Origin of the sequence: Chryseobacterium sp. BLS98 (assembly GCF_001045445.1) — a bacterium.
In the GTDB taxonomy this organism is placed as follows: domain Bacteria; phylum Bacteroidota; class Bacteroidia; order Flavobacteriales; family Weeksellaceae; genus Chryseobacterium.
On record NZ_LFNF01000001.1, the window covers coordinates 1,019,153 to 1,043,463 of the forward strand.

The window sequence follows — 24,311 nt, forward strand, 5'->3', positions numbered from 1 at the left end:
ATGTTCAACAATATACCGCCGATCACCAGAAACCTTATCATTATCAATGTAATAGTATTTGTTGCCTCTTATTTTTTAGGAAACAAGGCAATCGAATATCTTGCCGGGTTTTATCCTTTTTCGCCGTTTTTCCATTCATGGCAGGTTATTACACATATGTTTATGCATGGAAGTATTATGCATATTTTGTTTAATATGCTTACGTTATACAGTTTTGGACCCATCCTTGAGCAGTCATTAGGTGAGAAAAAGTACCTGATACTGTATTTCTTAAGTGGATTGGGTGCTTTTTTCCTTTTCAATCTATGGAATTTTATAGAAGTTCAGCAGTTTACCCATCAGTTACAACAGCTCGGGTTTAATGTTGATGCTTATTTATCTGGCGCCAATGTTGAGTTTACCGGAACAGCAGAATCTATTGCCACACAAAGAGGTTTGCTGGAGAATGTAAAGAATATTGTAACAACACCTATGGTTGGGGCTTCCGGAGCTATTTTCGGAGTTGTAGCTGCTTTTGCAACACTTTATCCGGATTCAAAGATCATGATGATGTTTATCCCTGTTCCTATGAAGGTAAAATATCTGATGCCAATCGTTATTTTGGTGTCCATATATCTGGGAGTTTCAGGAAACGGAGGAGGTATTGCCCATCTTGCCCACGTTGGAGGAGCATTAGTTGGCTGGATTCTTGCAAGGATCTGGAGAAAACATCTGTATAGATTCAATTAAAATTTTGTGAAAGTTTTCCGTCTTGTCGTATTAATTCTGCATGTAGGCATCTTTTTCCTCTTGCTGGGCACTTTAATGAATGCATATGTTCCACCTAAAATATTTCCGTGGTTTAATTTGCTCTCCTTAGGGTTTCCCGTCTTTATTGTCATCTACATACTATTCACTATTTTCTGGCTTTTCAGCTTGAAAAAGAGAACCTTTATATTTATGCTGGCCGGGCTTATTTTTATGGTTCCCGTACAGAGATGGGTGAACTTTTCTTCCGGTGCAAAAGAAACAGCAGATCTGAAGATCGTTACTTTTAATGTTAAAGGCGGTTTAATGGGAGCTTCTGAAATCGAAGATTATCTTAAAAATGCCAATGCCGATGTGGTAATGCTCCAGGAAGCCGGCAAAAAAGTTTCCGTCCGGGGAATGGAAGAGGTTAATAAAAACGGAATTCTCAAAATCTTTTCAAAGTATAAAATTATAGATACGCAAGAACTCATTAAGAGTGATTATGATAGCAATAATGCATATGCTTCCCAGGCGGATATTGAAATCCGGGGAAAAGTATATCGTTTTATCAATATTTACCTGGAACCATTCAAATTTGAAAAAGGAATGGTAAAAATGGACGGGGTAAAAGAAGAAGACGAGAAAAAGCTGAAGAATATTGTTAAAAGGCTTATTCCTGTTTTCAAGAAACATCAGGATCAGATACAAAGTATCAAAGAAGGAATTGAAAATTCACCTTATCCTGTTATTGTAACGGGAGACCTTAATTCCGTTCCCAATTCCTATGAATATTACCACCTGTCGGATGGGCTCCAGGATGCTTTTGTAAAAGCCGGAAAAGGGAGCGCGACAAGCTTCCACGATTATAAATTTCCCATCAGGATTGATTATATATTTACCTCAAAAACAATACAGTCGGTTAGCTATAAAGTGGACCGAACCATAAAGCTTTCAGATCATTATCCTGTCATCGGAACATTTTCAATAAACAACTAATTATCATAAAATTAGTTAAAATCTTTCTGCTTGGTAGGGTTTTTGATGAGTGAAATAGAAGTACCCTAGTCCGTATTCCATGAAGCTGAGTCAATTACTGCTATTTATACATATCGTTGTTGCCGTGCTGCTGCTATGCACGCTGGGTAATGCATGGATACCACCTAATTTCTTAGGTGCTCTTAACCTGCTTTCTCTGGGCTTTCCATATCTTATTATCGTTTACGTTATACTCACTTTTGTCTGGGTAATCAAAAGAAAAAAAATAGCCATTGCTTTTGCACTTGGAGCACTTCTTTTTTACAACCCTGTAAGACGTTGGGTTAATTTTTCTCCCAAAACAGAAAACTTAAAATCGATCAGAGATATTAAAGTTCTTACTTTTAATGTAAAATACGGTGATTTTGGCTGGGAGAAGGTAAAAAAATACATTACAGACCAGAATGCAGATATCATTCTTGTTCAGGAAAAAGATACCAACCGCGCCATAAGAAAGGATATGATCAAATATCCGTCGGTGATTTTAAAAACCAAGCACAAAATTTTAAGACAGGAATCACTGATTGAAGATAAGGCGAGAGGAAATTCCTTTTATGCGGATATAGATATCAACGGAAAAATCATAAGAGTAGTCAATGTGTATCTGGAGCCATTCAGACTTCATAAATCGATGCTTAAATTTGACGGTTTTGCAAAAGAAGGAGGGAAAATTGCCACGCTTCTTTCTCATATGACCCCTACTTTTAAGGCTCATGAAGATCAGATCAAAAAAATCAGAAAGGTGATCGATTTTTCACCTTATCCGGTAATCCTCGCAGGCGATTTTAATTCCGTACCTAATTCTTATGAATATTATAATCTTGGGAAAGACCTTCAGGATGCTTTCCTTACCGTAGGAAACGGAGCTTCCACCAGCTTTCATGATTATAAGGTTCCGTTGAGAATTGACTATATCTTTACCTCCAAATCCATTATTCCTTTAAGCTATAAAGTGGACCAATCTGTAAAATTATCGGATCATTATCCTGTAATTGCAGAATTTCTGCTAAATTAGTTCCATGAAAAATTTATTGTCTGTACTTTTTATGGTGTCCTTGTTATTGGCTGCCTGTTCAAAGAAAGAAACGCCCGGTTTCGCAAATGAACAGGAAATGAAGGTTCACTATGATACGGCGGCAATTGATTCATTTTCAGCAGGTGCTACATCAATAGATATTGTACGCCAGATCAGGATGTCTTCCCAGAAATACCAGGATTCCGTAAAAGAAGCTGTAAAACTTCAGAAAGAAGAACAGAAACTGAAAGAAGAGCTTGAAAAAGAAAACAAAAAGAAGCTGGAAGAGGAAAAGAAAAAATCAGAAGCAGAGAGAAAGCAGAAAAATTCTGATGCTGCGCCTGCCGCAGGAACAAAAATAGAATAAATTCAACAGAAAAACATTTTTAAAAAATATACAATATGAAAAAACAAATTTTCGCAGCAGCTGCCATAGCTCTATTTGTTGTATCATGCACAAAATCAACAACTAAAACAGAGCAGGTTGAAAATGCTGATGGATCATTAACAACTACTACCACTACAGTTTCGGAATCTCCAGCTGTATCTGTAGATACTGCTAAGATAGATAAAGCAAAAGAAGATGTAAAAGCAAAAGTTGACGCTGCAGGGAACAAAATAGATGATGCAGCACAGAAAACGAAAGAAGGCATTAATAAAGCAGGAAGCGATATTAAGGAAGGTGCCAATAAAGTAGGCAGTGACATTAAAAAAGGAGCTCAGGAGGTGAGCAAAGATGTTAAGGATGCTGCTGCAAAAGGGGCTTCAAAAGTAGAAGAAGGAGCCAAAAAACTGAAGGAAGATCTAAAGAAGTAGAAAAATATTAAAATATAAAAAACGCAACCGGAATTCCGGCTGCGTTTTTTTATGCGGTTCTTTGCTGGAAGGTTAATGTGAAGTTAGTTTTTTAGTCTCAAATACCTTCTATCTTCCAACTTCTGTCTCTCTTTCTGAGCCTGCCTTGTTAAGTTCAAGCAAAGGGTCTATGTACTCTCTGTCATTGCTAAGTCTGGGAACTTTATTCTGGCCGCCGAGTTTACCTTTAGATTCCAGCCATTGATAGAATAAGCATGGTTTGGCAATATGTACGATAGGTCTTTTAAGGGTGAGGTTATTATATCTTTTAGCCTCATAATCAGAATTAATTGTTTTTAAATGATGGTCAAAGGCGTCGGTAAAACGTTCAAGGTCATCCGGGTACCTGCTGAATTCAAAAATCCATTCATGGGCCCCGCTTTCATTTTCTTTCATGAAAACAGGTGCTCCGGTAAAGTCAGTAATGCTGGCTCCTGTAACTTCACAGGCCTTGGAAAGGGCAGACTCTACGTTGGTAATCATAAGCTCTTCCCCAAATGCATTGATATAATGTTTGGTTCTTCCCGTAATTTTTATTCTGAAAGGATTGGTTGAGGTAAAAACAACGGTATCCCCGATCAGGTATCTCCATAATCCTCCGTTGGTGGTGATCACCATTGCATAGTTTTTTCCCACTTCAACATCTTCCAGGTTGACTACCTTCGGATTGGAAAAATGGAACTGATCCATCGGAATGAATTCATAAAAAATACCATAATCCAGCATCAGAAGCATTTCATCGCTGTCCGAGCGGTCCTGTATTCCGAAAAAGCCTTCTGAAGCATTATAAATTTCGTAGTAATTGATCTTTTTTCCGATGATCTGCTTATATTGATCCCTATAGGGCTTAAAACTGATTCCTCCGTGAAAAAAGACCTCTAAATTAGGCCAGAGCTCAGAAATACTTCCGCTTCCGGTTTCCTTTAGAACCCTTTGAAGAAGAACCATCATCCAGCTTGGTACTCCAAGGATACTTCCTACGTCTTCATTCTTTACTTCAGAGGTGATGGCTTTAAGCTTGCTTTCCCATTCAGACATCAGGGAAACTTTTTTACTGGGGGTTGTGGTGATCTCTACCCAAAATGGAAGGTTGTCTATTAAAATCGCCGAAAGATCACCGAATTTGGTGTTAAAATCTGCGTGAAGTTCAGAACTTCCCCCCAGACGCAGGTTTTTATTCGTGAACAGCTGATTATCCGGATGATTGTTGGCATAAATAGAAACCATATCCTTTCCTGCCTTCATGTGGCAGTATTCAAGGCTTTCCGTAGATATCGGGATGAATTTGCTTTTCGCATTCGTGGTTCCCGATGATTTTGCAAAATGCTTGATGTAGCCGGGCCAGCTTATATCTTTGTGACCTTGTCTGGCTTTTTCAATAAAAGGTTCAAAATCTTCATAAGTAACGATCGGGACCTTGTTTTTAAAGTCCTGGTAACTGGAGATGGAATTAAAACCGTATGCTTTGCCGTATTCAGTATCTTCAGCATGAAAAAGCTGCGAAAAGAGTATACCTTTCTGGGTTTCAATGGGATGATCCATGAAATTCTGAATCTGATCTATCCTTTGACGGATAAACCAGTTGACGACAGTATTGAAAAGTGCCTTTGTTGCCATTCCAACAAATATAATAATATTTGGATTTTCAGAGAATTTTTATCGTGTTAAATAAAAAAACCGCTACAAATTATGTAACGGTTTTATATTTAGACTTATTGTTTCTTAACAATACTCATCAAAGGCAGCCTGAAGATTGGCTGCAATAGCTCCTGCAGGATTTCCTTCAATATGATGTCTTTCAAGCATGTGAACCAGTTCTCCGTCCTTAAAAAGAGCTACACAAGGTGAGCTTGGCGGGAATGGAGCCAGGTGTTTTCTTGCTTCTGCTACAGCTTCTGTATCGAATCCTGCAAAAACAGTTGTTAAATGATCAGGCTTCTTATCTCCTGTAAGAGAATATACAACTCCGGGTCTTGCTGCTCCTGCTGCACATCCGCATACAGAATTAATAACCAGCAGGGTAGTTCCCGGCTGCTTTAGAGCCTCTTCTACCTGTGCAGGAGTTGTTAAATCTTCGAAACCTTTATCTGTAAGTTCTGCCTTCATAGGCATTACCAAATCTGTTGGATACATATATTTTGTTTTTATCACTACAAAGTTAAACAATTCTTTGCGTTTCGTCAATATATAAAAACTATCAACGCTTTAGTCATAAAAAATTAATGCAATATTAATATTTCAATAATATCATAAAAAACATGAAATAAAAATATGAATAATGATAAATATTTATTAAATTTGAAATGATTCTAAAACAACTGACCATGAAAAAAACATTTACCGCTTTCCCTCGAGCATTCAAATTATTTAACACAACCTGATTTTCAGTAGTTAAAGCAGATGCTCTCATTCAGTTTTAAATAGTGATAACTGAATTAATAATTATGAATATCCAAAAATGAATCCGGGAACGCCAGCGTTCCCGGATTCTTTAATCAAATCGATATGCAAAGGTTGGATATCCTTGGTTGTTTTGAGATGCGTGTTACGAGATACAAATTTTAAAATAAAAACCTGAAGCTCGAAATCCGGAACTCTAAGAAAGAAGCTTTTTAGCCATTTCGGAAATACTTTTCCCGTCTGACTTTCCTGCTAATGCTTTTGAAGCGGCTCCCATTACCTTGCCTAGGTCTTTGGCAGACTCAGCTCCGGTCTGAGAAATAATATTCCTGATTTCTGCTTCCAGTTCTTCCGGACTAAGTTGTTTTGGTAAGAATTTCTCAATCACTTTCATTTGAGCTTCCTCCACTTCGGCAAGGTCATTTCTTCCCTGTGCTGAAAACTGTTCGAAAGAATCTTTACGCTGTTTGATCATTCTCTGCAGAATGGCAATTTCCTGCTCAGGAGAAACTTCAGTGCCTCTTGCTTCAGTCTGTAGAAGTAAAATTTGCGCTTTTACAGCTCTCAGGGAGTCCAGAGCAACTCTGTCCTTCTCTCTCATCGCTGTTTTAATGGCTTCGCTTATAGTATTTTCTAAACTCATTTTTTCTTGCTTTAAACTTTAGGCAATAAGCAGAATGCTTTAAACTGGCTTCCGGATAGGATAGGCCTGTAGCTTACTGCTTATTGCTTATAGTAATTTAGTCAACGTCTTTATTTAAAAATCTGTTTTCTCTCACCTGCATAGACCCATTGTTGTCAGACAGATAGGTATTGATGTTCTGGTCTGATGCATTGGTTCCGTCAATAGATATATTCTTTCTTTTAAAAGCCGGTACGGACTCGAACTCACTTGTGCTGTCAAAGCTTTGATAGCGTGAATTAAACTCTTTTAATTTATTTCTTCTCTCCAGAATTCTTTCCTGGTCCACCGCCTTATTCACAAACGTGAATTCAGATTCTGCAGGTTTTGGAGCTTCAGTTTCTGTTTTTTCTTCAAAAACCGGTTTTGTTTCCGCTTTTGGCTCTTCCTGTCTTGTCTGGAAGATGGTTTCCGCTGCCTGAACCGGAATTTCGGTTACCGCTGAGGATGCTGTAAACTCTGCCTTTGGCTGCCCGTAATCTGTTTTAGGCTCGTTGGATGACGGCTGATTATTCACAAAGAAACTGAATTCAACCGGCTTTTCGTCTGAAAAAGCGCGAGTTGCCGGTGTAGACGGAGTTTCATCTTTTTTGGCATCAAAATCAAATTTAAAAGATTCGATTTCCAGATCATTAGGATCTTCTCCTTCGTCATCGTAAGAGAAAAGGCTGTAAGATTCTTCCTGCTGTTCCTCCTCATTTCTCCAGCTGTTGGCAGGATTGCTCTGTACATCCTCCTCTTTATCAAAAAATTTTATTTCTGTTTTGATTTCTTCTTCCTCAATAATCATCCTTTTTTCAGAAGACTTCAGCCCAAACTGAGGGATATCACTGTCTTCATCATCCAGTCTGAAGGTATGTTTTCCTCCGAAATCACGCGGTGTTTCAGAAGAGGTTTCTCTTTCTTCTCTGGTTTTAAAAGGCGACGCTTTTGGAGCTTCAAGACTGTCGTTAAGACTGATTCTGATTTTTTCTGTAGGACCTGCAAATTTTTTGCTGTCGTTTGAAAAACCTGTAGCGATCACAAGAACGCTTACAGAATCTCCCAATTCTTCATCAGCACCTACCCCGAAGATAATATCGGCTGTATTTCCAGCTTCTTTCTGGATATGGTCCATAATTACCCCAATCTCATCCATGGTCACTTCTTCAGCACCACTTCTGATCAATAGAAGAACGTTTTTAGCACCTGTGATCTTGTTGTCATTCAACAACGGAGAGTCAAGGGCTTTTTTAACGGCTTCTTCTGCTTTGTTTTCACCCGAAGCAATTCCGGTAGACATCAACGCAGTCCCTGAGTTCTGAAGTACGGATTTGGCATCTCTAAAGTCAATGTTTACATCAAAGTAACCTGTAATAACTTCTGCCATTCCTTTTGCGGCATTGGTTAAAACTTCATCGGCTTTTGAGAATCCCTGTTTGAATCCAAGGTTTCCGAACTGCTGTCTTAATTTATCATTATTGATCACAATAAGTGAATCAACATTATTTCTTAGTTTTTCAAGACCATTTTCTGCCTGCTCAAGTCTTCTTTTCCCTTCAAAGCTGAAAGGAACGGTAACGATACCTACAGTAAGGATACCCATATCTTTGGCAACTTTGGCAATGACAGGAGCTGCCCCGGTACCGGTACCACCACCCATTCCGGCAGTGATGAACACCATTTTCGTATTCTGGCCCATAGCTGCTTTGATCTCTTCGATACTTTCGATAGCCGATTTTTCTCCTACTTCAGGATCTGCTCCCGCACCAAGACCTTCTGTGATGGTTGTTCCCAGCTGTACTTTATTGGCAACAGGGTTGTTATCCAGGGTTTGGGCATCGGTATTACAGATTACGAAATCTACCCCGTAAATACCTTTCTCGTACATGTGTTTCAGAGCGTTGTTTCCACCGCCACCTACACCGATTACTTTTATAATGGATGAATTTCCTTTTGGCAAATCAAATGAAAATCCTTGTGTATCTATGTTTTCCATAACTATGCTTTTTATAATTGATAATTGATAAATAATAATAATTGATAAGGTAACATCATTTATCAATTATCATTCATCGTTTATGCTTTACTCTACTTCTTCAAAGAATTTTTTAACTTTTTCCATCAGCGACTGCCCGAAAGTCAGTTTAGCTCTTCTGTTTTCCTGTTGCTCGCTGGCAATGGTTTGCTCCTGAACCACGGCTGCCGGCTGAACGGACTGAACTGTTTCTGTCTGTGTTACAGCAGCTTCTGCTTTGGCCGGTTGCTCTTCAACAGCCTCTTCTGCCTCGGCTCCCTGCTTTTTGTCACGGATCTTTAAACTCTCCATCAGCAAGCCGATTGATGTAGCAAATTCCGGGCCTTTCAGGTACTGGTTTTTATCGTTGGCGATATATTCGTTGGCAAAACCGATTCTGCTGTCAAAACCTGTCGTATAATTGGCCAGCTGACGAAGATGCTTCAGGTTGGATCCGCCTCCTGTAAGGACAATCCCTGCGATCAGCTTTTTCTTTTGTTCGAATGCTCCGTAAGCTTTTAATTCTGTATTCACCATTTCCAGGATTTCCTCTACTCTGGCATTGATAATCTGTGCCAGGGTTTTAAGGGAAATTTCCTTGTCCGGTCTTCCGTGAAGTCCGGGAATGGTAACAAATGTACTGTCTTTTTCCAGTTCTGGAACTGCAGAACCGAATTTTACTTTCAGCTGTTCTGCATGTTTTTCAATAATTGAGCAGCCTTCTTTGATATCTTCCGTAATGATCCCGCCTCCGTAAGGAATGACGCAGGTATGACGGATAATATTGTCTTTGAAGATCGCAATATCTGTAGTACCGCCGCCTATGTCTACAATAGCAACGCCGGCTTCTTTTTCTTCTTTGGTTAAAACAGCTTCTGAAGATGCCAGAGGTTCCAGGGTAAGGGCTTCCATTTCAAGGCCGGCCTCTCTCACACATCTTGCGATGTTTCTGATGCTGCCCATTTGTCCTACCACCACATGGAAATTGGCCTCCAGACGTTTACCGTGCATTCCTACAGGTTCCTGAATTTCACCTTCGGAATCTACTTTATATTCCTGGGGAAGAACATGGATAATTTCTTCACCCGGAAGCATGACCAGCTTTTTTACCTGATCTTTAAGTGCCTCGATGTCGTCGTCTGTAATAAATTTGTCCGGATGCTCACGCATGATATAGTCCGAGTGCTGAAGGGAACGAATATGTTTTCCTGCAATACCTACTGTAACTTTACGGATAGGAACTCCTGCGCTGGACTGTGCTTCAGAAACGGCCGCCTTGATGGAGTTGATGGTTTGTGAGATATTATTCACAATTCCTTTATGAACTCCAAGACTTTTGGCCTTTCCAACGCCGAGAACTTCTATCTTCCCGTGTGCATTCCTCCTTCCGACAATCGCAACAATCTTTGTTGTTCCGATGTCCAGACCTACTGAATACTCTTGATTTTCCATTTTATGTCGATTTGATTTTTTTCTACTTTTTCTTACAATTGGGCTTATCCAATTTTATACTTATTTGTCCATCCGGACTTTTTTCTATTCTATTTTTACTTTTGCTTTCGGCTTTGTTGCGGCCGGCTTTTTCTCTGCCTTTCTGGTTTCCTTTGGTTGTGTTGTCGTTTTGGGTTTTATTTTTTCCTTCGGTTTTACTGAAGTTGTTTTTGTTTTTTTAGCCTCGGCAGTTTTGGGCAGTACTTCCGGTTTTTTTACGGCTGCAAGAATCGGAGCATTAGCCAGCTCTTTGTTTCCTGCCTTCAGAATACTATCGTTTTCTTTAAAATATGGGTTTAAGGTGGTTACAATCTGGTTCTGATATTTTACAGACACCATACTGTATTTTTGCGGATCCTGAAATACAAGGTATTTTTCCACAAAGGTTTTTAAGCCTTTTACTTTAAACTCAATATTATCGAGATCTCCTATTTCTACTTTATAATTTCCGTCGCTGGTCAGAAGATTATAATCGTCTTTGCTTTTTGAAATCCCGATAAAGAATTTTTTGCTGAACTCATCTTTATCAATCTTTTCAACCAGCTCAGCCAGCTTTTTGTACTCATCGGGCTTCACATTTCCGGTTACCAGCATACAAGGATGAGAATAGGTTTTTGAAATAGGAAACTCGATCCCTTTTTCATCTACATAAAAATCCCTTCCTTCTTTATTCAGCCTGAAAACAGGCACTCTCTGCTTGATATCCAGATACAGCTTCCCGTTCAGGTTTAAGTAGACATTGGCACTGTCTACCGCAGGAAGGGCATTGATCTTTTTTTCAAGCACCGGAATATTCAGGTCCCCGACTTTTCCTGAAGGGTTTTCTTTTTTTACAATTTCCCGGATATCTTTTTCATCAATGAAGTATACGGGTGTTTTTTCATTCATTTTTACAGAAATCTTGTTGTCCGTAATCTTCTGGCCGCTGAATCTCTTCAATGAGAAACTCAGCAGTAATCCAAGGATGATCACTGTGACAGCAATTTTTAATATTCTGTATTTATTTTTCATTCTTTATTGTATTCATGTATTGATGTACAATGTATTCATGATTTTTTGTGTTTGTCATGTCATGAATACTTAAATACATTACTACTTTTTACATTTTCTCAATCCATTCACAAATAGGGTCGTATAGGGTATCGATGTTTCCTGCGCCTACGGTGAGGAGGATGTCAAAATCTTTTTCTTTTATTTTTTCGAAAGCACCGGATAAATCCGATTTTTCTTTTTTATTTAAGTTCACTTTTTCCAATAACCAGCCAGAGGTTATTCCTTCAAAGTTTTCCTGAAGTTCTCTTGCAGGATATATATCGAGAAGAATCAGCTCGTCTGCTTTGCTCAAACTTTCAGCAAAACCATCAGCAAAATCTCTTGTTCTGCTGAAAAGATGCGGCTGGAAAACAACCAGAAGTTTTTTATCCGGGTAAAAAGTTTTGATGGAGCTTACTACCGCATTGATTTCTGTAGGGTGGTGGGCATAATCATCAATGTAAATTTTACCGTTCGGATAAATATGTTTGGTATATCTTCTTTTAATTCCTTTAAAGTTGGCAATAGCCTTTTTCAGGGTTTCAAAATCTACACCTAAATTGTGAAGGATAGCTAATGCTGCCGTGGCATTTTCCACGTTATGAATTCCCGGAATTTCCCACACAAAATCTTTTACGGTTTCTGCCGGAGTATGGAAATCAAAATAAATTTTATCGTGATCCATACGCAGGTTATCCGAATAGTAATCTGCTACTTCGTTTACGGCATAGGTTTTATGGTCTCTGCCAATGTCCAGACCTTTTCTTACAAATAACTGTTTGTCATCTGGGACCAGAGCAGCAAATTGTTTGAAGCCTTCTTCAATATGGTTTTTATCACCATAAATATCCAGATGGTCCGCGTCGGTAGAAGTTACCACTGCCCAATCAGGGGAAAGGTTTAGAAAGCTTCTGTCGTACTCGTCTGCCTCCACAACGGAATATTTTGTCCCGTTATATAGGAAGTTGGATCTGAAATTCTCAGAAATACCACCTAAAAAGCATGAAAACGGAAGATTTGCCTCTTTACAAAGGTGTGAAACCAATGTGGAAGTGGTTGTCTTTCCGTGGGTTCCTGCTACGGCAATACAGTCTGTGTTTTCGGTGATTAAACCAAGAACTTTGGCCCGTTTTAAAACTTCAAACTGATTTTGATTAAAGTAATCCAGAATTCCTAAAGTTTTAATGGCAGGGGTGTAGATTACCAGAGTGTCTTCTTTTTGAAGACGGGTTATTCTTTCATCAATGAGATCTTCGAAAACAATATCAATTCCTTCCTTCATTAACTGTTCTGTAAGCTTGGTGTTGGTTTTGTCATAACCCAGCACTTTTTTACCGGAAGCATTGAAATAGCGTGCCAAAGCACTCATCCCGATACCTCCGATGCCTACGAAGTAATAATTTTGATATGTTTCTAAAATCTTCATTCTTTTTGTATTAATGTATTTTGTAAAATGTATTCATGTATGCTTTGCCATTAATACATTTTACATTGTACTCTTTACGGTTTTAAATATCTCATCCACAATTTCTTTTGCTGCATTGGGCTTGGCAAAATATTCCAGATTTTGAGACATTTCGTTTCTTACACTTTCACTACTGCAGATTTCTTCCAGCGTATTCCAGAATTTTTCCTGCATTTCAGAATCTTTTACCATTCGGGCTGCATTTTTTTCAACCAGGTTCATGGCATTTTTGGTCTGATGATCTTCCGCAGCAAAGGGGAAGGGTACCAGAAGAACCGGTTTTCTAGCTACTGCCAGCTCTGAAATGGCAATGGCTCCGGCCCTTGAAACAATAATATCAGCTGCAGAATAGGCCAGTTCCATGTCTTTGATGAATTCCTTCAACTGGATTTGGGATCCGAGATCCGAGATCCGGGATTCGTTGCTCAATTCTTTATAATCAAGCTTTCCTGTTTGCCAGATTAACTGATAGCCTTTTTCTTTTAATTTTTCAAGATTATCTTTCCATCCGTTATTTAATGTTCTTGAACCTAAAGAACCACCAACTGAGAGGATTGTCAGTTTGTCTTTATCCAGCCCCATTTTTTCTTTTGCCTGAGCAGTTTCCTGCATTCCCGAAACGATATTTTCGCGAATAGGGTTACCCAGGAATTTTATTTTTTCGGAAGGGAAGCCTTCTACTTTCGGATAAGCCGTAAAAACTGCCTTCGCTTTTTTGCTCAGAATTTTATTGGTAACCCCTGCATGAGCATTCTGCTCCTGAATGAAAATCGGAATTCCCAATTTACTTGCTTCATATAAAGCGGGGCCGCTTGCAAAACCTCCTGTTCCTACCGCAAAATCCGGAGCGAAATTTTTAATAATCCTTTTGGATTTGGATAAGCTTTTCAAAATTTTGAAAGGCAAACCTAAATTTGAGAGCATATTTCCTCTGTCAATTCCGGCGATATCAATGCCTTCAATTTTATAGCCGGCCTGTGGAACTTTTTCCATTTCCATTTTCCCGTTGGCTCCTATGAACAAAAATTCTGTATCCGGAAATCTTTTTCTGATCTCATCTGCAATGGCAATAGCCGGGAAGATATGTCCTCCTGTTCCACCGCCGGATAATATTACTTTCAGTTTTTTGTTCATTTCTATTTTGTTACTGATGATATCTAAGCGATATCATTAATTTCTGCTACACTTTGTTTTTTGCCCATTCCTTCTTCATCATAGATCTGAATTCTTGAGCTTATATTTAAAATAATTCCAAGCTGGAGATAGGTAACCAGCATGGAGGTTCCTCCATAACTTATCAATGGTAATGGCTGTCCTGTTACCGGGATCAAATTGATGGCTACGGCAATATTCACAGCAAGCTGGACAAAAATCATCACCCCGAGGCTGAGCACGAGCAGTGAGCCGAAAAAGGCGGGCATTTTGCTTGCGATCATTACAATCCGGATCATCATGATGAGATAAAGACTGATAAGGAAAGCTGCCCCGATTAGTCCATATTCTTCTACAATCACGGCAAAAATAAAGTCGGAGGCGGACTGTGGAAGCATTTGCTTCAATGCGCTTTTCCCTGGTCCCATTCCTGTAATTCCGCCATGCACGATGGCTGCTTTGGCCTGCATGACCTGATAGTTTTTTGCTTTTACACTTTCATCGTCCACATCAGCTGTTTTTGCTTTACTGGAGGTAAATGTTTCGATACGGCTCATCCATGTATGCACGCGGTTTCCGCCGATGAGGTTAGTGTTTAAAGCAATAATCAGAAATAAGATAATGGCTACAAAGGATGAGGATATAAATCCTGCAATATATTTCCAGTGAAGCTGTCCGATAATCAGAACAATTACAGAAACCATCAGAATCATCAATGCTGTGGAACCGTTATCTTTTGCAACCAGTACAAAAACCAGCAGGATAGGTCCGAAAATATACATAATGTTTTCTATCGGAAGTCTTTCCCGTGTTATTTTTTTGGTCAGATACCTGCAGAGGTAAATGATCAGCATAAGGAAGGCGAATGATGAAGGCTGGAATGAAATGGGTGTACCGGGAATTTTCAGCCATCTCGAAGCACTGGCTCCGTCAATGGTCTGGCCAGTAAACATGGTAACGATGAGCAAAACAATCATTAGCCCAAGCAGGATGCTGCTGAGCTTTCCGATGTACTCATATTTTATCATTCCAACGACTCTCATGATCACCAGACCTAAGACTACAAAGAACATATGCTTGATCACGTGACCTGTTGTGGTCCCGTTATTAACAATGTATTCGAGATTTGAACTTGCAGAGTATACCGGGAAAATAGAGAAAATAGAGATCACAAGGATGACCATCCAAAGTACTTTATCGCCCTTTAGCAATTCAATTCTGTTTTCTGTGTTCTGTTCGTCCATATTTTTTTGTATTCAGGTATTGATGTAAAATATATTCATGAGTTAAAATCATTAATACATGAATACCTTCATACTTTTTACATTTACTTTAATACTTGTTCTTTAAACTGTTTTCCCCTGTCTTCATAGCTTTTGAAAAGGTCGAAACTTGCACAGCATGGTGAAAGCAAAACAGTATCACCGCTTTTTGCCAGTGATTTTGATATTTTTACGGCTTCTTCCATGCTGGATGTGTCATAAATAAATTCTTTTTTGTCTTTAAAGAAGTCTATAATCTTCGTATTGTCTATTCCTAAGCAGACAATTGCCTTTACTTTTCTTTTAACAAGATCCTCAATTTCTGTATAATCGTTTCCTTTGTCCAGGCCCCCAACGATCCATATTGTCGGGGTTTTCATACTTTCCAGAGCGTAATAGGTGGCATTGACATTCGTTGCCTTACTGTCGTTGATGTATTTTACACCGTTGGTTTCCGTTACAAATTCCAGCCTGTGCTCTACCGCCTGGAAGGTCATCAGAGAGTTTCTGATGCTTTCATTGTTGATTTCCAGTATTTTACCGGCTATTGAAGCGGCTAAGCTATTGGCAACGTTGTGATTTCCAAGAAGGGACAGTTTGTCAATTTTCATTGAGAACTCGTCCTTCATTTTTACCACGATCTCATCATTATTAATAAAACCACCCTCAGATAATTTCTCTTTTGTGGAAAAAGGGATCATTTTGGCCTTTATTTCCAGCTTTTCAAGGATGTTTTTGCTCATTTCATCATCTTTATTGTAGATGAAGAAATTGTCATTTTCCTGGTTTTCCGCAATTCTGAATTTGGCTAAAGCATATTCTTCATAATTGTAGTTGTACTGGTCCAAATGGTCCTGCGACAGGTTAAGCAGCAGGGAAATATAAGGCCTGAAGTTCTGAATATCATCCAGCTGGAAAGAGCTTACTTCCAGGACGTAATATTCATGGTTTTCATCAGCCACCTGTTTGGCAAAGCTGTGTCCAATGTTTCCTCCTAATCCTACATTCAGCCCGTCATTTTTCAGGATGTAGTAGATCAGGGAAGTTGTGGTTGTTTTTCCGTTGCTTCCGGTGATGGCGATGATCTTTGCATCGGTAAATTCTGATGCAAATTCAATTTCAGAGGAAAGTCGTATTCCTTTTTCATGAATTTTATGAACAATCTCTGCTTTTTTTGGAATCCCCGGACTTTTTACAATCCAGTCGGCATTTAAAATTCTTTCTTCGTTGTGGTTTCCTTCTTCAAATTCAATTTCATTTTCGGTTAAAAACTGCTTATAGTTATCCTTAATAGCTCCTTTGTCTGAAAGAAAAACTTCCAGACCTTGTTTTTTTGCTAAATAAGCAGCTCCGCATCCGCTCTCTCCACCTCCTAAAACAACTATTTTCATATTTATTCTTTTGTAAAATGTATAATGTAGCAGGTATTAATGTGATTTGGTTTTTGTTTAATACTCTACTTTACACAAAAGTTTTTATCTCATTTTTAATGTGATCAGGCATACAATAGCCAGCATTACCCCGATGATGATCATTCTGTTCACGATCTTACTCTCATGGAAACCTCCTTTCTGGTAGTGGTGGTGTAATGGTGACATTCTAAAAAATCTATTATTCTGAGCATATTCCAGCCCATATTTTCTTTTTCTGTATTTGAAAACAACGACCTGAAGCATAACAGATATGTTTTCAATCAGGAAGATTCCGCATAAAACAGGAATCAAAAGTTCTTTTCTTAAAATGATGGCTAAAACGGCAATCACCCCTCCAAGCATTAAACTTCCTGTATCTCCCATGAAAACCTGTGCCGGATAGGTATTGTACCAGAAGAAACCAATGACGGCACCGACCATAGCGACTGCAAAGATGGTCGTTTCTCCCATATTCGGCAGGAACATGATATTGAGGTAGTCTGCAAAGATGATGTTCCCGGAAAGATAGGCAAACAGGGCAAGGGTAAGCAGTATGACTGCGCTGGTTCCTGCGGCAAGCCCATCAATTCCGTCTGTAATATTGGCTCCGTTTGATACGGCTGTTACAATGAAAATAACGATGGGAATAAAGACAATCCATGCCCATTCGTGGGCATCTTTATCATTCATCCAAAACAGAATTCCACTGTAGTCGAATTCGTTGTTCTTTGCAAATGGTACGGTAGAAACGGTAATTTTTTCTGTAGGCATGAAATTCTGCTCTACATTGTTCCTGTTCACTACTTTTGCATCTGCATATTTTCTTTTAACGGTAATATCAGGGTGGAAATACATTGTAACTCCGACAATTAGCCCTAATCCGACCTGGCCAACAATTTTAAATTTTCCGCTCAGACCGTCTTTATTTTTTTTAATTTTCTTTAAATAATCATCAAGGAAACCGATGGCACCCATCCATAACATGGAAACCAGCAGTAATACAATGTATACGTTGGTGATCCGGGTAAACAGCAGTACAGGAATAATCGTCGCAATAATGATGATCAATCCTCCCATGGTAGGAGTTCCTTCTTTCTGCTTCTGTCCGTCTAATCCAAGGTCGCGTACCAGTTCGCCCATCTGTCTTGCCCGCAGATAGTTGATGATCCTCTTCCCATAGACAAGGGCAATGACAAGAGAAAACAGTACGGCAATACCTGCACGGAAAGAAATGTATTTCAGCATTCCCAATCCCGGTATATGGATTCCCTGACTGGTTAGATATTCGTATAGATAGTATAACATGTTTCCTTTTTTATTTAAAGATTAAGAGATTAAGGCATTTAGAAATTCGTGTTGTGTTTCTTTATCTCTGAATTTCTAAATCTTTTAATCCAAATCATTTATTTGCTCATTAACTTCCAAAGCTCGTTGATCGTTTCTTTGTCGTCAAAATGATGTTTCACACCATTAATGTCCTGATAGTTTTCATGGCCTTTTCCAGCTACTAAGACTATATCTTTTGGTTCTGCGAATTTTATCGCCATTTTTATTGCTTCTTTTCTGTCGGGAATTGAAGTGTATTTGCTGAAGTTCTGAGGTTCAACGCCTGCTTCAATTTCCTTGATGATCTGTGCAGGATCTTCTGTTCTCGGGTTATCTGAAGTGATAATTGCCAGTGTTGATTTTTTGGTGGCAATATTCCCCATTTCAGGTCTTTTTGAATGGTCTCTGTCGCCTCCGCATCCGAAAACGGTGATCAGTCTTTCGTTTTTTGTCCTGATATCATTGATGCTGTCCAGAATATTTTCCAAAGCGTCGGGAGTATGGGCATAATCTACTATGAAGAAGATGCCTCCGTCTGATCTGAAGGTTTCGAATCTTCCGGAAACTCTGTTTAACTTGCTGATCGCCTGCAGAATTTCATCCGGCTCAAAACCAAGCTCGGAAGCAATTCCGAAAACCAGCAGTAAATTATAAATATTGAATTTTCCTGTCAGTGTTGTCCAAAACTCTTTTCCATTGAAGTTCAGAAGCATCCCGTTGAAATCAATTTCTAAAGATTTTCCGTGGTAATCTGCCATGGTTTTCATAGCGTAAGACTTTTTCTTTGCCTTTGTATTCTGAAGCATCACCATTCCGTTTTTATCATCCACATTGGTGATGGCTATGGCTGTATCTTCCAGCTCATCGAAGAATCTTTTCTTTGTTTTCAGGTATTCATCGAAGGTTTTATGATAATCTAAATGATCATGGGTAAGGTTGGTGAAACCTGCCACTTTAAAATGCAGTCCTTCAATTCTGTTTTGGGCAATTCCGTGAGAGCTTACTTCCATGAAAGCAAATTCGCAACCTTCCTCAACAGCCTGAGCTAAAATTTTATTGATGGTAATAACATCGGGAGTAGTATGGGTGGCAGGAATAATCTTCTCGCCGATTCTGATTTCTACAGTAGAAAGCAGTGCCGAATCATAGCCTAAATTCTTGAACACATCAAAAAGAAGTGTAGATACTGAGGTTTTTCCATTGGTTCCGGTAACTCCGATTAGTTTAAGCGTTTGGGACGGATTTCCGTAAAAATTGGAGGCTAAATGTCCCAATGCTTTGGATGAATCTTTCACCTTAATATAGGTTACATTCTCATTCAATGTTTCAGGGAAGTCTTCGCACACCACTGCTTTTGCACCTTTTTCAACAGATGATGCAATGTATGAATGTCCGTCGGCAACGGTTCCTCTCACTGCTACATAGAGTGAGTTTTCCGTAACTTTTCTGCTGTCGAAAACCAATTCTGAAATCTCATGGGTATCATCACCGTGAATTTCTAAAACTGGGATCCTTTTTAATAATTCTGTTATTATCATTTTATATCTGGCAGGAATTCCTGCTTTTTAAATTCTAATTCTGCAGAGACAAATAAATTCTCTGATTCTTGCTGATTACTGTGCCTTCCAGCGGGAATTGCTCCTTAATTCTTCCGACGCCTTTGTAATCAACTCTATAACCTAAGTTTTCCAGCTGTGGGATAATATTTTTACCAATAAGCCCGACTACGCTTGGCATTTGTTTATTATTTACTGCTATTTTAACATTAGGTTCTACCATTTTATTGAGGTTCACCTTTCTGTCTACCAGCATTTCTTTTTCAATATTCTGAGGCGTTTTCAGGAATGTTTTTCCTGCAATTTCCTTAAACACCGGAGCTGAAACGGCTGCGCCATAAAACCCTTTTGCTGTATTTGGTTCACTGACCATTACATAACATGTATATTTCGGATGATCTGCAGGGTAGAATCCGGCAAATGATGCGCGGTATTTCATAGGACCTGGTAACCAGTATTCAAACCTTGCGGTCCCTGTTTTTCCTGCCATTTTCAGGTTGGGAGTAAAGATGCTTCGGCCGGTTCCTTTTTCTACAGCTTTGGTCAGGGCACTGGTCATCATTTTAATCGCTTTTTCCGATGCCATTTTATTGACCATTACTTCAGGTTTTGCGTTGTAAACTACTTTTCCTTCTTTCACGATCTTTTCGATGAACAGAGGTTTAAGCATTTTACCGCCATTAGCAACTCCATTGTAGAAAGTTGCTAACTGTAACAGGTTGATGTTTGATGAATATCCGTATGAAATAGAAGCCAGTGTTGCAGCGTTCCATCTCTTGTTTTCCGGTGTCACAATCTTTGGTTTTGTGATTCCCGGAAGCTCAATATCCATTTTATCGAATAATTTCCATCTTTTCAGGTGATCAAGGAAAATCTGCGGCTTGTCTGCATAATATTTGGTGATCAGTTTTGCCGTTCCCACGTTACTTGATTTTGCCAGAACATCGCTTATGTCGTAAGTTCCTCCGCCGTGGCCGTCTGAAATCCTTTGTTTAGCATAGGTCCAGACTCCGCCTCCTACGTTCACGGTGGTATTTTCATCGATGAAGCCGTCGTCCATTGCTGCTAAAAGCGAAATGGTTTTGAAGGTAGAACCCGGCTCAATATTATCTTTTATAGCATAGTTGTAAGAATCTTCATATTCTCCATCTTCTGTTCTCCTCAGATTAACCATCGCTTTTACTTTCCCGGTTTCAGTTTCCATGACGATTACCGTTCCGTGTTTTGCTTCAAAATTGATCAGCTGCTTCTCTAAAGCGGAGTGGGCAATGTCCTGAATTCTAAGGTCTAAGGTGGTATAAACATCTTCTCCATCTACCGGTTCTTTTACTTTCCAGTAATCGATCGGTTTCCATTGGGAAGAGTTGATTCTCTGCTCTAATCTTTTACCATCGGTTCCGGTAAGGTATTTTGAGAAAGCGCCTTCCAGTCCGGCTTTAACTTCACCGTTATCCATACCGATAGTTCCGGCTCCGATCTCTGAAGTGGCCAATTCTCTCTTATAATTCCTGTCTACAATGAAGCCTCCTTTATTTTTCCCTTTTTTAAAGATCGGAAAGTTTCTGATACGGTCATACTGGTCGAAATCAAGACCTTTTACCAGAGTATAGTATTGATTTTTCTTTCTCTTCTGTTCGTCGAATTTCTGTCTGAATTCTCCCCTTGATTTTCCGAACATTTTGCTTAAGGAATCTGTCAGCGCACCAATATTGTTGCTATAGATTGTATCTTTCATGGTTTTAAAATCAAGATAGATATCGTAGCGCATTACGGTGGTGGCAAGAATGGAGCCGTCTGAGGCAAACAGGTTTCCGCGGGCAGCCTTCAAAGTGGCCTCACGGTAATTTTTATTAATGTAATCGTCTTTAATTTCCTGAACATTAGTGTTTTGCAGGATTACTATCCTGGCAAGAAACATCACAAATACGCACAGAACTCCCACTGCGAAGAGGTAGCCCCACCTTAACGTTTTTTTACGTTTGTTATCGTATTCATTTTGTTTTTGCATCTGTACTGTCTAGTTTTATAAGCAGTTTATGAGGATGGTTTTCCAAAGTCATCAGTGAGTCTTTGGCCACTTCCTTCCCCAGTTGCGATTCCATTTTTACTTTGATCAGCTTACTCTGGGCGTAAGCGTTTCTTGATTTATATTCTTCAGTTTCTTCTTTTAATGCATTGACAATTTTGATCTTTTTGTTGACAAGGTGATTGCTGTAAATCATTGCCATCATCAGAACAAACAACAGTAAAAAATACTTGTAATGAGTTTTAATCTCATCACGGTTCAGAAAGTTTCCTTTTATGATATCTATAAAAGTGAGCTTCTTCTGAGGGCGGTTTGTTGTTTTTTTTGCCACGCTGTTTATAATTGATGATTGATAAATGATGAATTGATTTGGATCATTCATCATTTTATCATTTATACCTTGATTCCTGTTCTCATTTTTGCACTTCTTGCTCTGGAGTTTTCTTCGATTTCCTTATCATCGGGGATGATCGCTTTGCTTTTGAGCAATTCAAATACCTTTTTATAGTTTCCGTAGATATCTCTTTCCTGCTCGCCTTCAAACATTCCGTTTTTCAGGAATCTTTTTACCAGGCGGTCTTCCAATGAATGGTAAGAGATGACCACAAGCCTTCCTCCGGGTTTTAAAATATTAAGTGCCTGAACCAGCATTTCTTTTAACGCCTCAAGCTCCTGGTTAACTTCTATCCTTATCGCCTGGAAAAGCTGTGCATAGAATTTATTGACTTTATGCGGCGGAAGATAATTGAAAAGCTTTTTCAGGTCTTCAGTGGTGTTGATGGCTTTTGTTTTTCTGTGATGAACAATATCTCTCGCCAGTTTTCTCGCTTCTCTCAGCTCACCATAGTGATAAAAGATATCAGCAAGTTCGCTTTCTTCATATTCATTAATGACTCTCCTGGCATCAAGATTCTGCATCACATTCATTCTCATATCCAGAGGAGCATTATTTCTTGTTGAAAAACCTCTTTCTGCTTCATCAAACTGATGGGATGATACGCCAAGGTCCGCCAATACTCCGTCAATCTGGGAAAAGCCATACATCAGCATGGAATTTTCCAAAAACCTGAAATTCTGATTAACCAATGTAAACCTTGGGTCATCAATTGTATTTTTGAGGGCATCCAGATCCTGGTCGAAACTGAAAAGTTTTCCTTTCTCTGAAAGTCTGCTCAGGATTTCTCTTGAATGGCCTCCTCCTCCAAAAGTGCAGTCCACGTATATTCCGTCAGGATTCGTCACCAAATCATCAACGCTCTGCTTCAATAAAACGGGGTTGTGGTACATACTTAATTGTGTTTTTTACCTGCTTTTACGGCAAGTGGGTTTATTCTTCATCAAAAGATCCCATCACATCTTCGGCCAGGCTCGCAAAATCAGCTTCATTGGTTGAGATTACCTTTTCGTAGGCTTCTTTATCCCAAATTTCAAAAAGCTCTCCTGCGCTGGTAATCACGGTATCTTTCTGAAGGTTTGCAAAATGAACCAGATCTTTTGAGATCTGAAGTCTTCCCGCATTGTCCAGCTCTACAGTTTTTACCCCTGCCGTAAACATTCGAATGAAATCAGCATTCTTTTTAATGAATCTGTTCAGTTTATTTATTTTGCCCATCAGTTTGTCCCAGGCATTCATGGGATAAACTTCGAGGCAAGGTTGGAACACAGATCTCTTGACTACAAACGCCTTATCGTCGAAGTTTTCCATCTGTTTGATCAGGGAGGAGGGAACTTTTAAACGGCCTTTGTCGTCAATTTTACACTCATATGTTCCAATGAAACTTTTCATTTGGGACAAATTTATATAATAATTTCCAAAATTTCCCACTTTTTCCCACTTTTTGACTTAATGTTAATAAGTTTTATCAAGGATTGAATTTAAACATGGTAAGTGTTTGATATAATGCCTGTTGTAAAAACTGTTATTTGTCCCATAATAATAGGGTTTTGAAAAAAGTACAGAAAAAGGGTGATATTATATTATTTTTAGTTTAAATTAGGGTAATCAAAATTTTTTTGAGGTTTAATTTGTATTTTTGCAAAGCTTTATTAAGGCATTTTATGATATTTAGTACAAAAAAAGGAAAGAAATATACTTTTATAGAGGCGGGAGAAGGACATCCATTGGTGCTGTTGCACGGTTTAATGGGTGGTTTGAGTAATTTCGATAAGATGGTAGATTTTTTTTCGGAAAAGGGATTCAAGGTATACGTTCCCCAGTTGCCTATTTACGATCTGCCCGTACTTAATACTAATCTTACCACCCTTGCAAAATATATTATCAAGTTTATAGAAAGTCATATCTCCGAACCTGTTACCATTGTAGGAAACTCTATGGGCGGGCATGTGGGGCTTATCATGACTTTGGCAAGACCGGATCTGGTAAAGAATCTTGTATTAACCGGAAGTTCGGGACTGTATGAAAGAACTTTCGGGGACAGTTTCCCAAGAAAAAATGACCGTTCCTATATAAGGAAGAAAACAGAAGAGGTTTTTTATGATCCTGCTATTGCTACAGAAGATCTTGTAGACGAAGTTTTTTCTGTGGTGAACGACAGAATGAAAGGAATAAAGACGGTAATGCTGGCAAGAAGCGCCATCAAACACAATATGCTGAACGATCTTCCTAAGATTCTGACACCAACATGTCTGATCTGGGGAAGACAGGATAATGTAACCCCTCCTGAAGTGGCTGAGGATATGCATAAGTTTATCCCGAATTCGGATCTCTTCTGGATAGAACATTGCGGGCATGCTGCGATGATGGAAAAACCGGATGAGTTTAATGAAATTCTCTACAACTGGTTAAAAGATAAAATTTAAATAAATAATAATAAACCATTAAGAGCTTTCTTAATGGTTTGTTTTTCTAAAAAATAT

Annotated in this window: 22 protein-coding genes; 6 read left to right on the forward strand and 16 right to left on the reverse strand. The window is 38.9% G+C overall.

All coding sequences use genetic code 11. From position 1 onward, the window contains the following. From ACM40_RS04590 to ACM40_RS04610, 5 genes are all read left to right on the forward strand, one after another. Nucleotides 1–729 carry a rhomboid family intramembrane serine protease gene (locus ACM40_RS04590; RefSeq protein ID WP_048501602.1) on the forward strand — a complete coding sequence of 243 codons (729 nt, stop codon included), beginning with the start codon at nucleotides 1–3 and terminating at the stop codon, nucleotides 727–729. Between the two features lie 6 nt (nucleotides 730–735). Further along, on the forward strand, nucleotides 736–1,725 hold the full coding sequence (locus ACM40_RS04595) for an endonuclease/exonuclease/phosphatase family protein (protein ID WP_048501603.1): 990 nt from the start codon (nucleotides 736–738) through the stop codon (nucleotides 1,723–1,725). 79 nt (nucleotides 1,726–1,804) lie between these two features. Continuing rightward, nucleotides 1,805–2,779 carry an endonuclease/exonuclease/phosphatase family protein gene (locus ACM40_RS04600; protein WP_048501604.1) on the forward strand — a complete coding sequence of 325 codons (975 nt, stop codon included), beginning with the start codon at nucleotides 1,805–1,807 and terminating at the stop codon, nucleotides 2,777–2,779. 4 nt (nucleotides 2,780–2,783) lie between these two features. Further along, on the forward strand, nucleotides 2,784–3,146 hold the full coding sequence (locus ACM40_RS04605; protein ID WP_048501605.1) for a hypothetical protein: 363 nt from the start codon (nucleotides 2,784–2,786) through the stop codon (nucleotides 3,144–3,146). A gap of 35 nt (nucleotides 3,147–3,181) precedes the next feature. After that, entirely contained in the window at nucleotides 3,182–3,595 is a 414-nt protein-coding gene (locus ACM40_RS04610) for a hypothetical protein (protein ID WP_048501606.1), read from the forward strand. 108 nt (nucleotides 3,596–3,703) lie between these two features. On the opposite strand, the gene ACM40_RS04615 is transcribed toward ACM40_RS04610, so the two are convergent. The 16 genes from ACM40_RS04615 to mraZ form a co-directional block, all read right to left on the reverse strand. Next, complete coding sequence (locus ACM40_RS04615; protein WP_048501607.1) at nucleotides 3,704–5,251, reverse strand: GH3 auxin-responsive promoter family protein; 1,548 nt, start codon at nucleotides 5,249–5,251, stop codon at nucleotides 3,704–3,706. A 105-nt stretch (nucleotides 5,252–5,356) separates the two neighbouring features. After that, nucleotides 5,357–5,767 carry a BrxA/BrxB family bacilliredoxin gene (locus tag ACM40_RS04620; protein WP_048501608.1) on the reverse strand — a complete coding sequence of 137 codons (411 nt, stop codon included), beginning with the start codon at nucleotides 5,765–5,767 and terminating at the stop codon, nucleotides 5,357–5,359. Between the two features lie 463 nt (nucleotides 5,768–6,230). Further along, complete coding sequence (locus ACM40_RS04625; protein WP_048501609.1) at nucleotides 6,231–6,677, reverse strand: GatB/YqeY domain-containing protein; 447 nt, start codon at nucleotides 6,675–6,677, stop codon at nucleotides 6,231–6,233. A gap of 97 nt (nucleotides 6,678–6,774) precedes the next feature. Beyond that, nucleotides 6,775–8,694 (reverse strand): cell division protein FtsZ, encoded by a 1,920-nt coding sequence (ftsZ, locus tag ACM40_RS04630; protein WP_048501610.1) that lies wholly within the window; start codon nucleotides 8,692–8,694, stop codon nucleotides 6,775–6,777. Between the two features lie 87 nt (nucleotides 8,695–8,781). Beyond that, a complete protein-coding gene (gene ftsA, locus ACM40_RS04635) occupies nucleotides 8,782–10,164 on the reverse strand; it encodes a cell division protein FtsA (RefSeq protein WP_048501611.1) in 1,383 nt (460 codons plus the stop codon). Between the two features lie 84 nt (nucleotides 10,165–10,248). After that, complete coding sequence (locus ACM40_RS04640) at nucleotides 10,249–11,214, reverse strand: cell division protein FtsQ (RefSeq protein ID WP_048501612.1); 966 nt, start codon at nucleotides 11,212–11,214, stop codon at nucleotides 10,249–10,251. A gap of 88 nt (nucleotides 11,215–11,302) precedes the next feature. After that, nucleotides 11,303–12,661, reverse strand: a complete 1,359-nt coding sequence (gene murC, locus ACM40_RS04645) for a UDP-N-acetylmuramate--L-alanine ligase (RefSeq protein WP_048501613.1) — start codon at nucleotides 12,659–12,661, stop codon at nucleotides 11,303–11,305. Between the two features lie 60 nt (nucleotides 12,662–12,721). Further along, nucleotides 12,722–13,834 (reverse strand): undecaprenyldiphospho-muramoylpentapeptide beta-N-acetylglucosaminyltransferase, encoded by a 1,113-nt coding sequence (gene murG, locus ACM40_RS04650; RefSeq protein ID WP_048501614.1) that lies wholly within the window; start codon nucleotides 13,832–13,834, stop codon nucleotides 12,722–12,724. Nucleotides 13,835–13,857: 23 nt separating this feature from the next. After that, nucleotides 13,858–15,096 carry an FtsW/RodA/SpoVE family cell cycle protein gene (locus ACM40_RS04655; RefSeq protein ID WP_048501615.1) on the reverse strand — a complete coding sequence of 413 codons (1,239 nt, stop codon included), beginning with the start codon at nucleotides 15,094–15,096 and terminating at the stop codon, nucleotides 13,858–13,860. An 83-nt stretch (nucleotides 15,097–15,179) separates the two neighbouring features. After that, nucleotides 15,180–16,505, reverse strand: a complete 1,326-nt coding sequence (gene murD / locus ACM40_RS04660) for a UDP-N-acetylmuramoyl-L-alanine--D-glutamate ligase (protein WP_048501616.1) — start codon at nucleotides 16,503–16,505, stop codon at nucleotides 15,180–15,182. A gap of 84 nt (nucleotides 16,506–16,589) precedes the next feature. Beyond that, the gene (gene mraY / locus ACM40_RS04665) at nucleotides 16,590–17,831 is read right to left on the reverse strand and encodes a phospho-N-acetylmuramoyl-pentapeptide-transferase (RefSeq protein ID WP_048501617.1); all 1,242 of its coding nucleotides are present in this window, start codon (nucleotides 17,829–17,831) and stop codon (nucleotides 16,590–16,592) included. 98 nt (nucleotides 17,832–17,929) lie between these two features. Beyond that, nucleotides 17,930–19,390 (reverse strand): UDP-N-acetylmuramoyl-L-alanyl-D-glutamate--2,6-diaminopimelate ligase, encoded by a 1,461-nt coding sequence (locus ACM40_RS04670; protein WP_048501618.1) that lies wholly within the window; start codon nucleotides 19,388–19,390, stop codon nucleotides 17,930–17,932. A 34-nt stretch (nucleotides 19,391–19,424) separates the two neighbouring features. Then, nucleotides 19,425–21,416 (reverse strand): penicillin-binding transpeptidase domain-containing protein, encoded by a 1,992-nt coding sequence (locus ACM40_RS04675; protein ID WP_048501619.1) that lies wholly within the window; start codon nucleotides 21,414–21,416, stop codon nucleotides 19,425–19,427. After that, on the reverse strand, nucleotides 21,400–21,765 hold the full coding sequence (locus tag ACM40_RS04680; protein ID WP_048501620.1) for an FtsL-like putative cell division protein: 366 nt from the start codon (nucleotides 21,763–21,765) through the stop codon (nucleotides 21,400–21,402). The genes ACM40_RS04675 and ACM40_RS04680 overlap by 17 nt, the downstream gene beginning before the upstream one ends. Before the next feature lie 62 nt (nucleotides 21,766–21,827). After that, a complete protein-coding gene (gene rsmH / locus ACM40_RS04685) occupies nucleotides 21,828–22,721 on the reverse strand; it encodes a 16S rRNA (cytosine(1402)-N(4))-methyltransferase RsmH (RefSeq protein WP_048501621.1) in 894 nt (297 codons plus the stop codon). Between the two features lie 40 nt (nucleotides 22,722–22,761). Further along, nucleotides 22,762–23,220, reverse strand: coding sequence for a division/cell wall cluster transcriptional repressor MraZ (gene mraZ / locus ACM40_RS04690; RefSeq protein WP_048501622.1), 459 nt, complete (start codon nucleotides 23,218–23,220; stop codon nucleotides 22,762–22,764). Between the two features lie 272 nt (nucleotides 23,221–23,492). Here mraZ and ACM40_RS04695 point away from each other — a divergent pair, with 272 nt between their 5' ends. Then, nucleotides 23,493–24,254, forward strand: a complete 762-nt coding sequence (locus tag ACM40_RS04695; protein WP_048501623.1) for an alpha/beta fold hydrolase — start codon at nucleotides 23,493–23,495, stop codon at nucleotides 24,252–24,254. Nucleotides 24,255–24,311: the final 57 nt, after the last annotated feature.

Excerpts from the sequence above, each read along its gene's own strand:
- ACM40_RS04590 (WP_048501602.1), top strand. The coding sequence starts at position 1 with ATGTTCAACAATATACCGCCGATCACCAGAAACCTTATCATTATCAAT.
- ACM40_RS04600 (WP_048501604.1), top strand. The coding sequence starts at position 1,805 with ATGAAGCTGAGTCAATTACTGCTATTTATACATATCGTTGTTGCCGTG.
- ACM40_RS04605 (WP_048501605.1), top strand. The coding sequence starts at position 2,784 with ATGAAAAATTTATTGTCTGTACTTTTTATGGTGTCCTTGTTATTGGCT.
- ACM40_RS04610 (WP_048501606.1), top strand. The coding sequence starts at position 3,182 with ATGAAAAAACAAATTTTCGCAGCAGCTGCCATAGCTCTATTTGTTGTA.
- ACM40_RS04615 (WP_048501607.1), bottom strand. The coding sequence starts at position 5,251 with ATGGCAACAAAGGCACTTTTCAATACTGTCGTCAACTGGTTTATCCGT.
- ACM40_RS04620 (WP_048501608.1), bottom strand. The coding sequence starts at position 5,767 with ATGTATCCAACAGATTTGGTAATGCCTATGAAGGCAGAACTTACAGAT.
- ACM40_RS04625 (WP_048501609.1), bottom strand. The coding sequence starts at position 6,677 with ATGAGTTTAGAAAATACTATAAGCGAAGCCATTAAAACAGCGATGAGA.
- ftsZ (WP_048501610.1), bottom strand. The coding sequence starts at position 8,694 with ATGGAAAACATAGATACACAAGGATTTTCATTTGATTTGCCAAAAGGA.
- ftsA (WP_048501611.1), bottom strand. The coding sequence starts at position 10,164 with ATGGAAAATCAAGAGTATTCAGTAGGTCTGGACATCGGAACAACAAAG.
- ACM40_RS04640 (WP_048501612.1), bottom strand. The coding sequence starts at position 11,214 with ATGAAAAATAAATACAGAATATTAAAAATTGCTGTCACAGTGATCATC.
- murC (WP_048501613.1), bottom strand. The coding sequence starts at position 12,661 with ATGAAGATTTTAGAAACATATCAAAATTATTACTTCGTAGGCATCGGA.
- murG (WP_048501614.1), bottom strand. The coding sequence starts at position 13,834 with ATGAACAAAAAACTGAAAGTAATATTATCCGGCGGTGGAACAGGAGGA.
- ACM40_RS04655 (WP_048501615.1), bottom strand. The coding sequence starts at position 15,096 with ATGGACGAACAGAACACAGAAAACAGAATTGAATTGCTAAAGGGCGAT.
- murD (WP_048501616.1), bottom strand. The coding sequence starts at position 16,505 with ATGAAAATAGTTGTTTTAGGAGGTGGAGAGAGCGGATGCGGAGCTGCT.
- mraY (WP_048501617.1), bottom strand. The coding sequence starts at position 17,831 with ATGTTATACTATCTATACGAATATCTAACCAGTCAGGGAATCCATATA.
- ACM40_RS04670 (WP_048501618.1), bottom strand. The coding sequence starts at position 19,390 with ATGATAATAACAGAATTATTAAAAAGGATCCCAGTTTTAGAAATTCAC.
- ACM40_RS04675 (WP_048501619.1), bottom strand. The coding sequence starts at position 21,416 with ATGCAAAAACAAAATGAATACGATAACAAACGTAAAAAAACGTTAAGG.
- rsmH (WP_048501621.1), bottom strand. The coding sequence starts at position 22,721 with ATGTACCACAACCCCGTTTTATTGAAGCAGAGCGTTGATGATTTGGTG.
- mraZ (WP_048501622.1), bottom strand. The coding sequence starts at position 23,220 with ATGAAAAGTTTCATTGGAACATATGAGTGTAAAATTGACGACAAAGGC.
- ACM40_RS04695 (WP_048501623.1), top strand. The coding sequence starts at position 23,493 with ATGATATTTAGTACAAAAAAAGGAAAGAAATATACTTTTATAGAGGCG.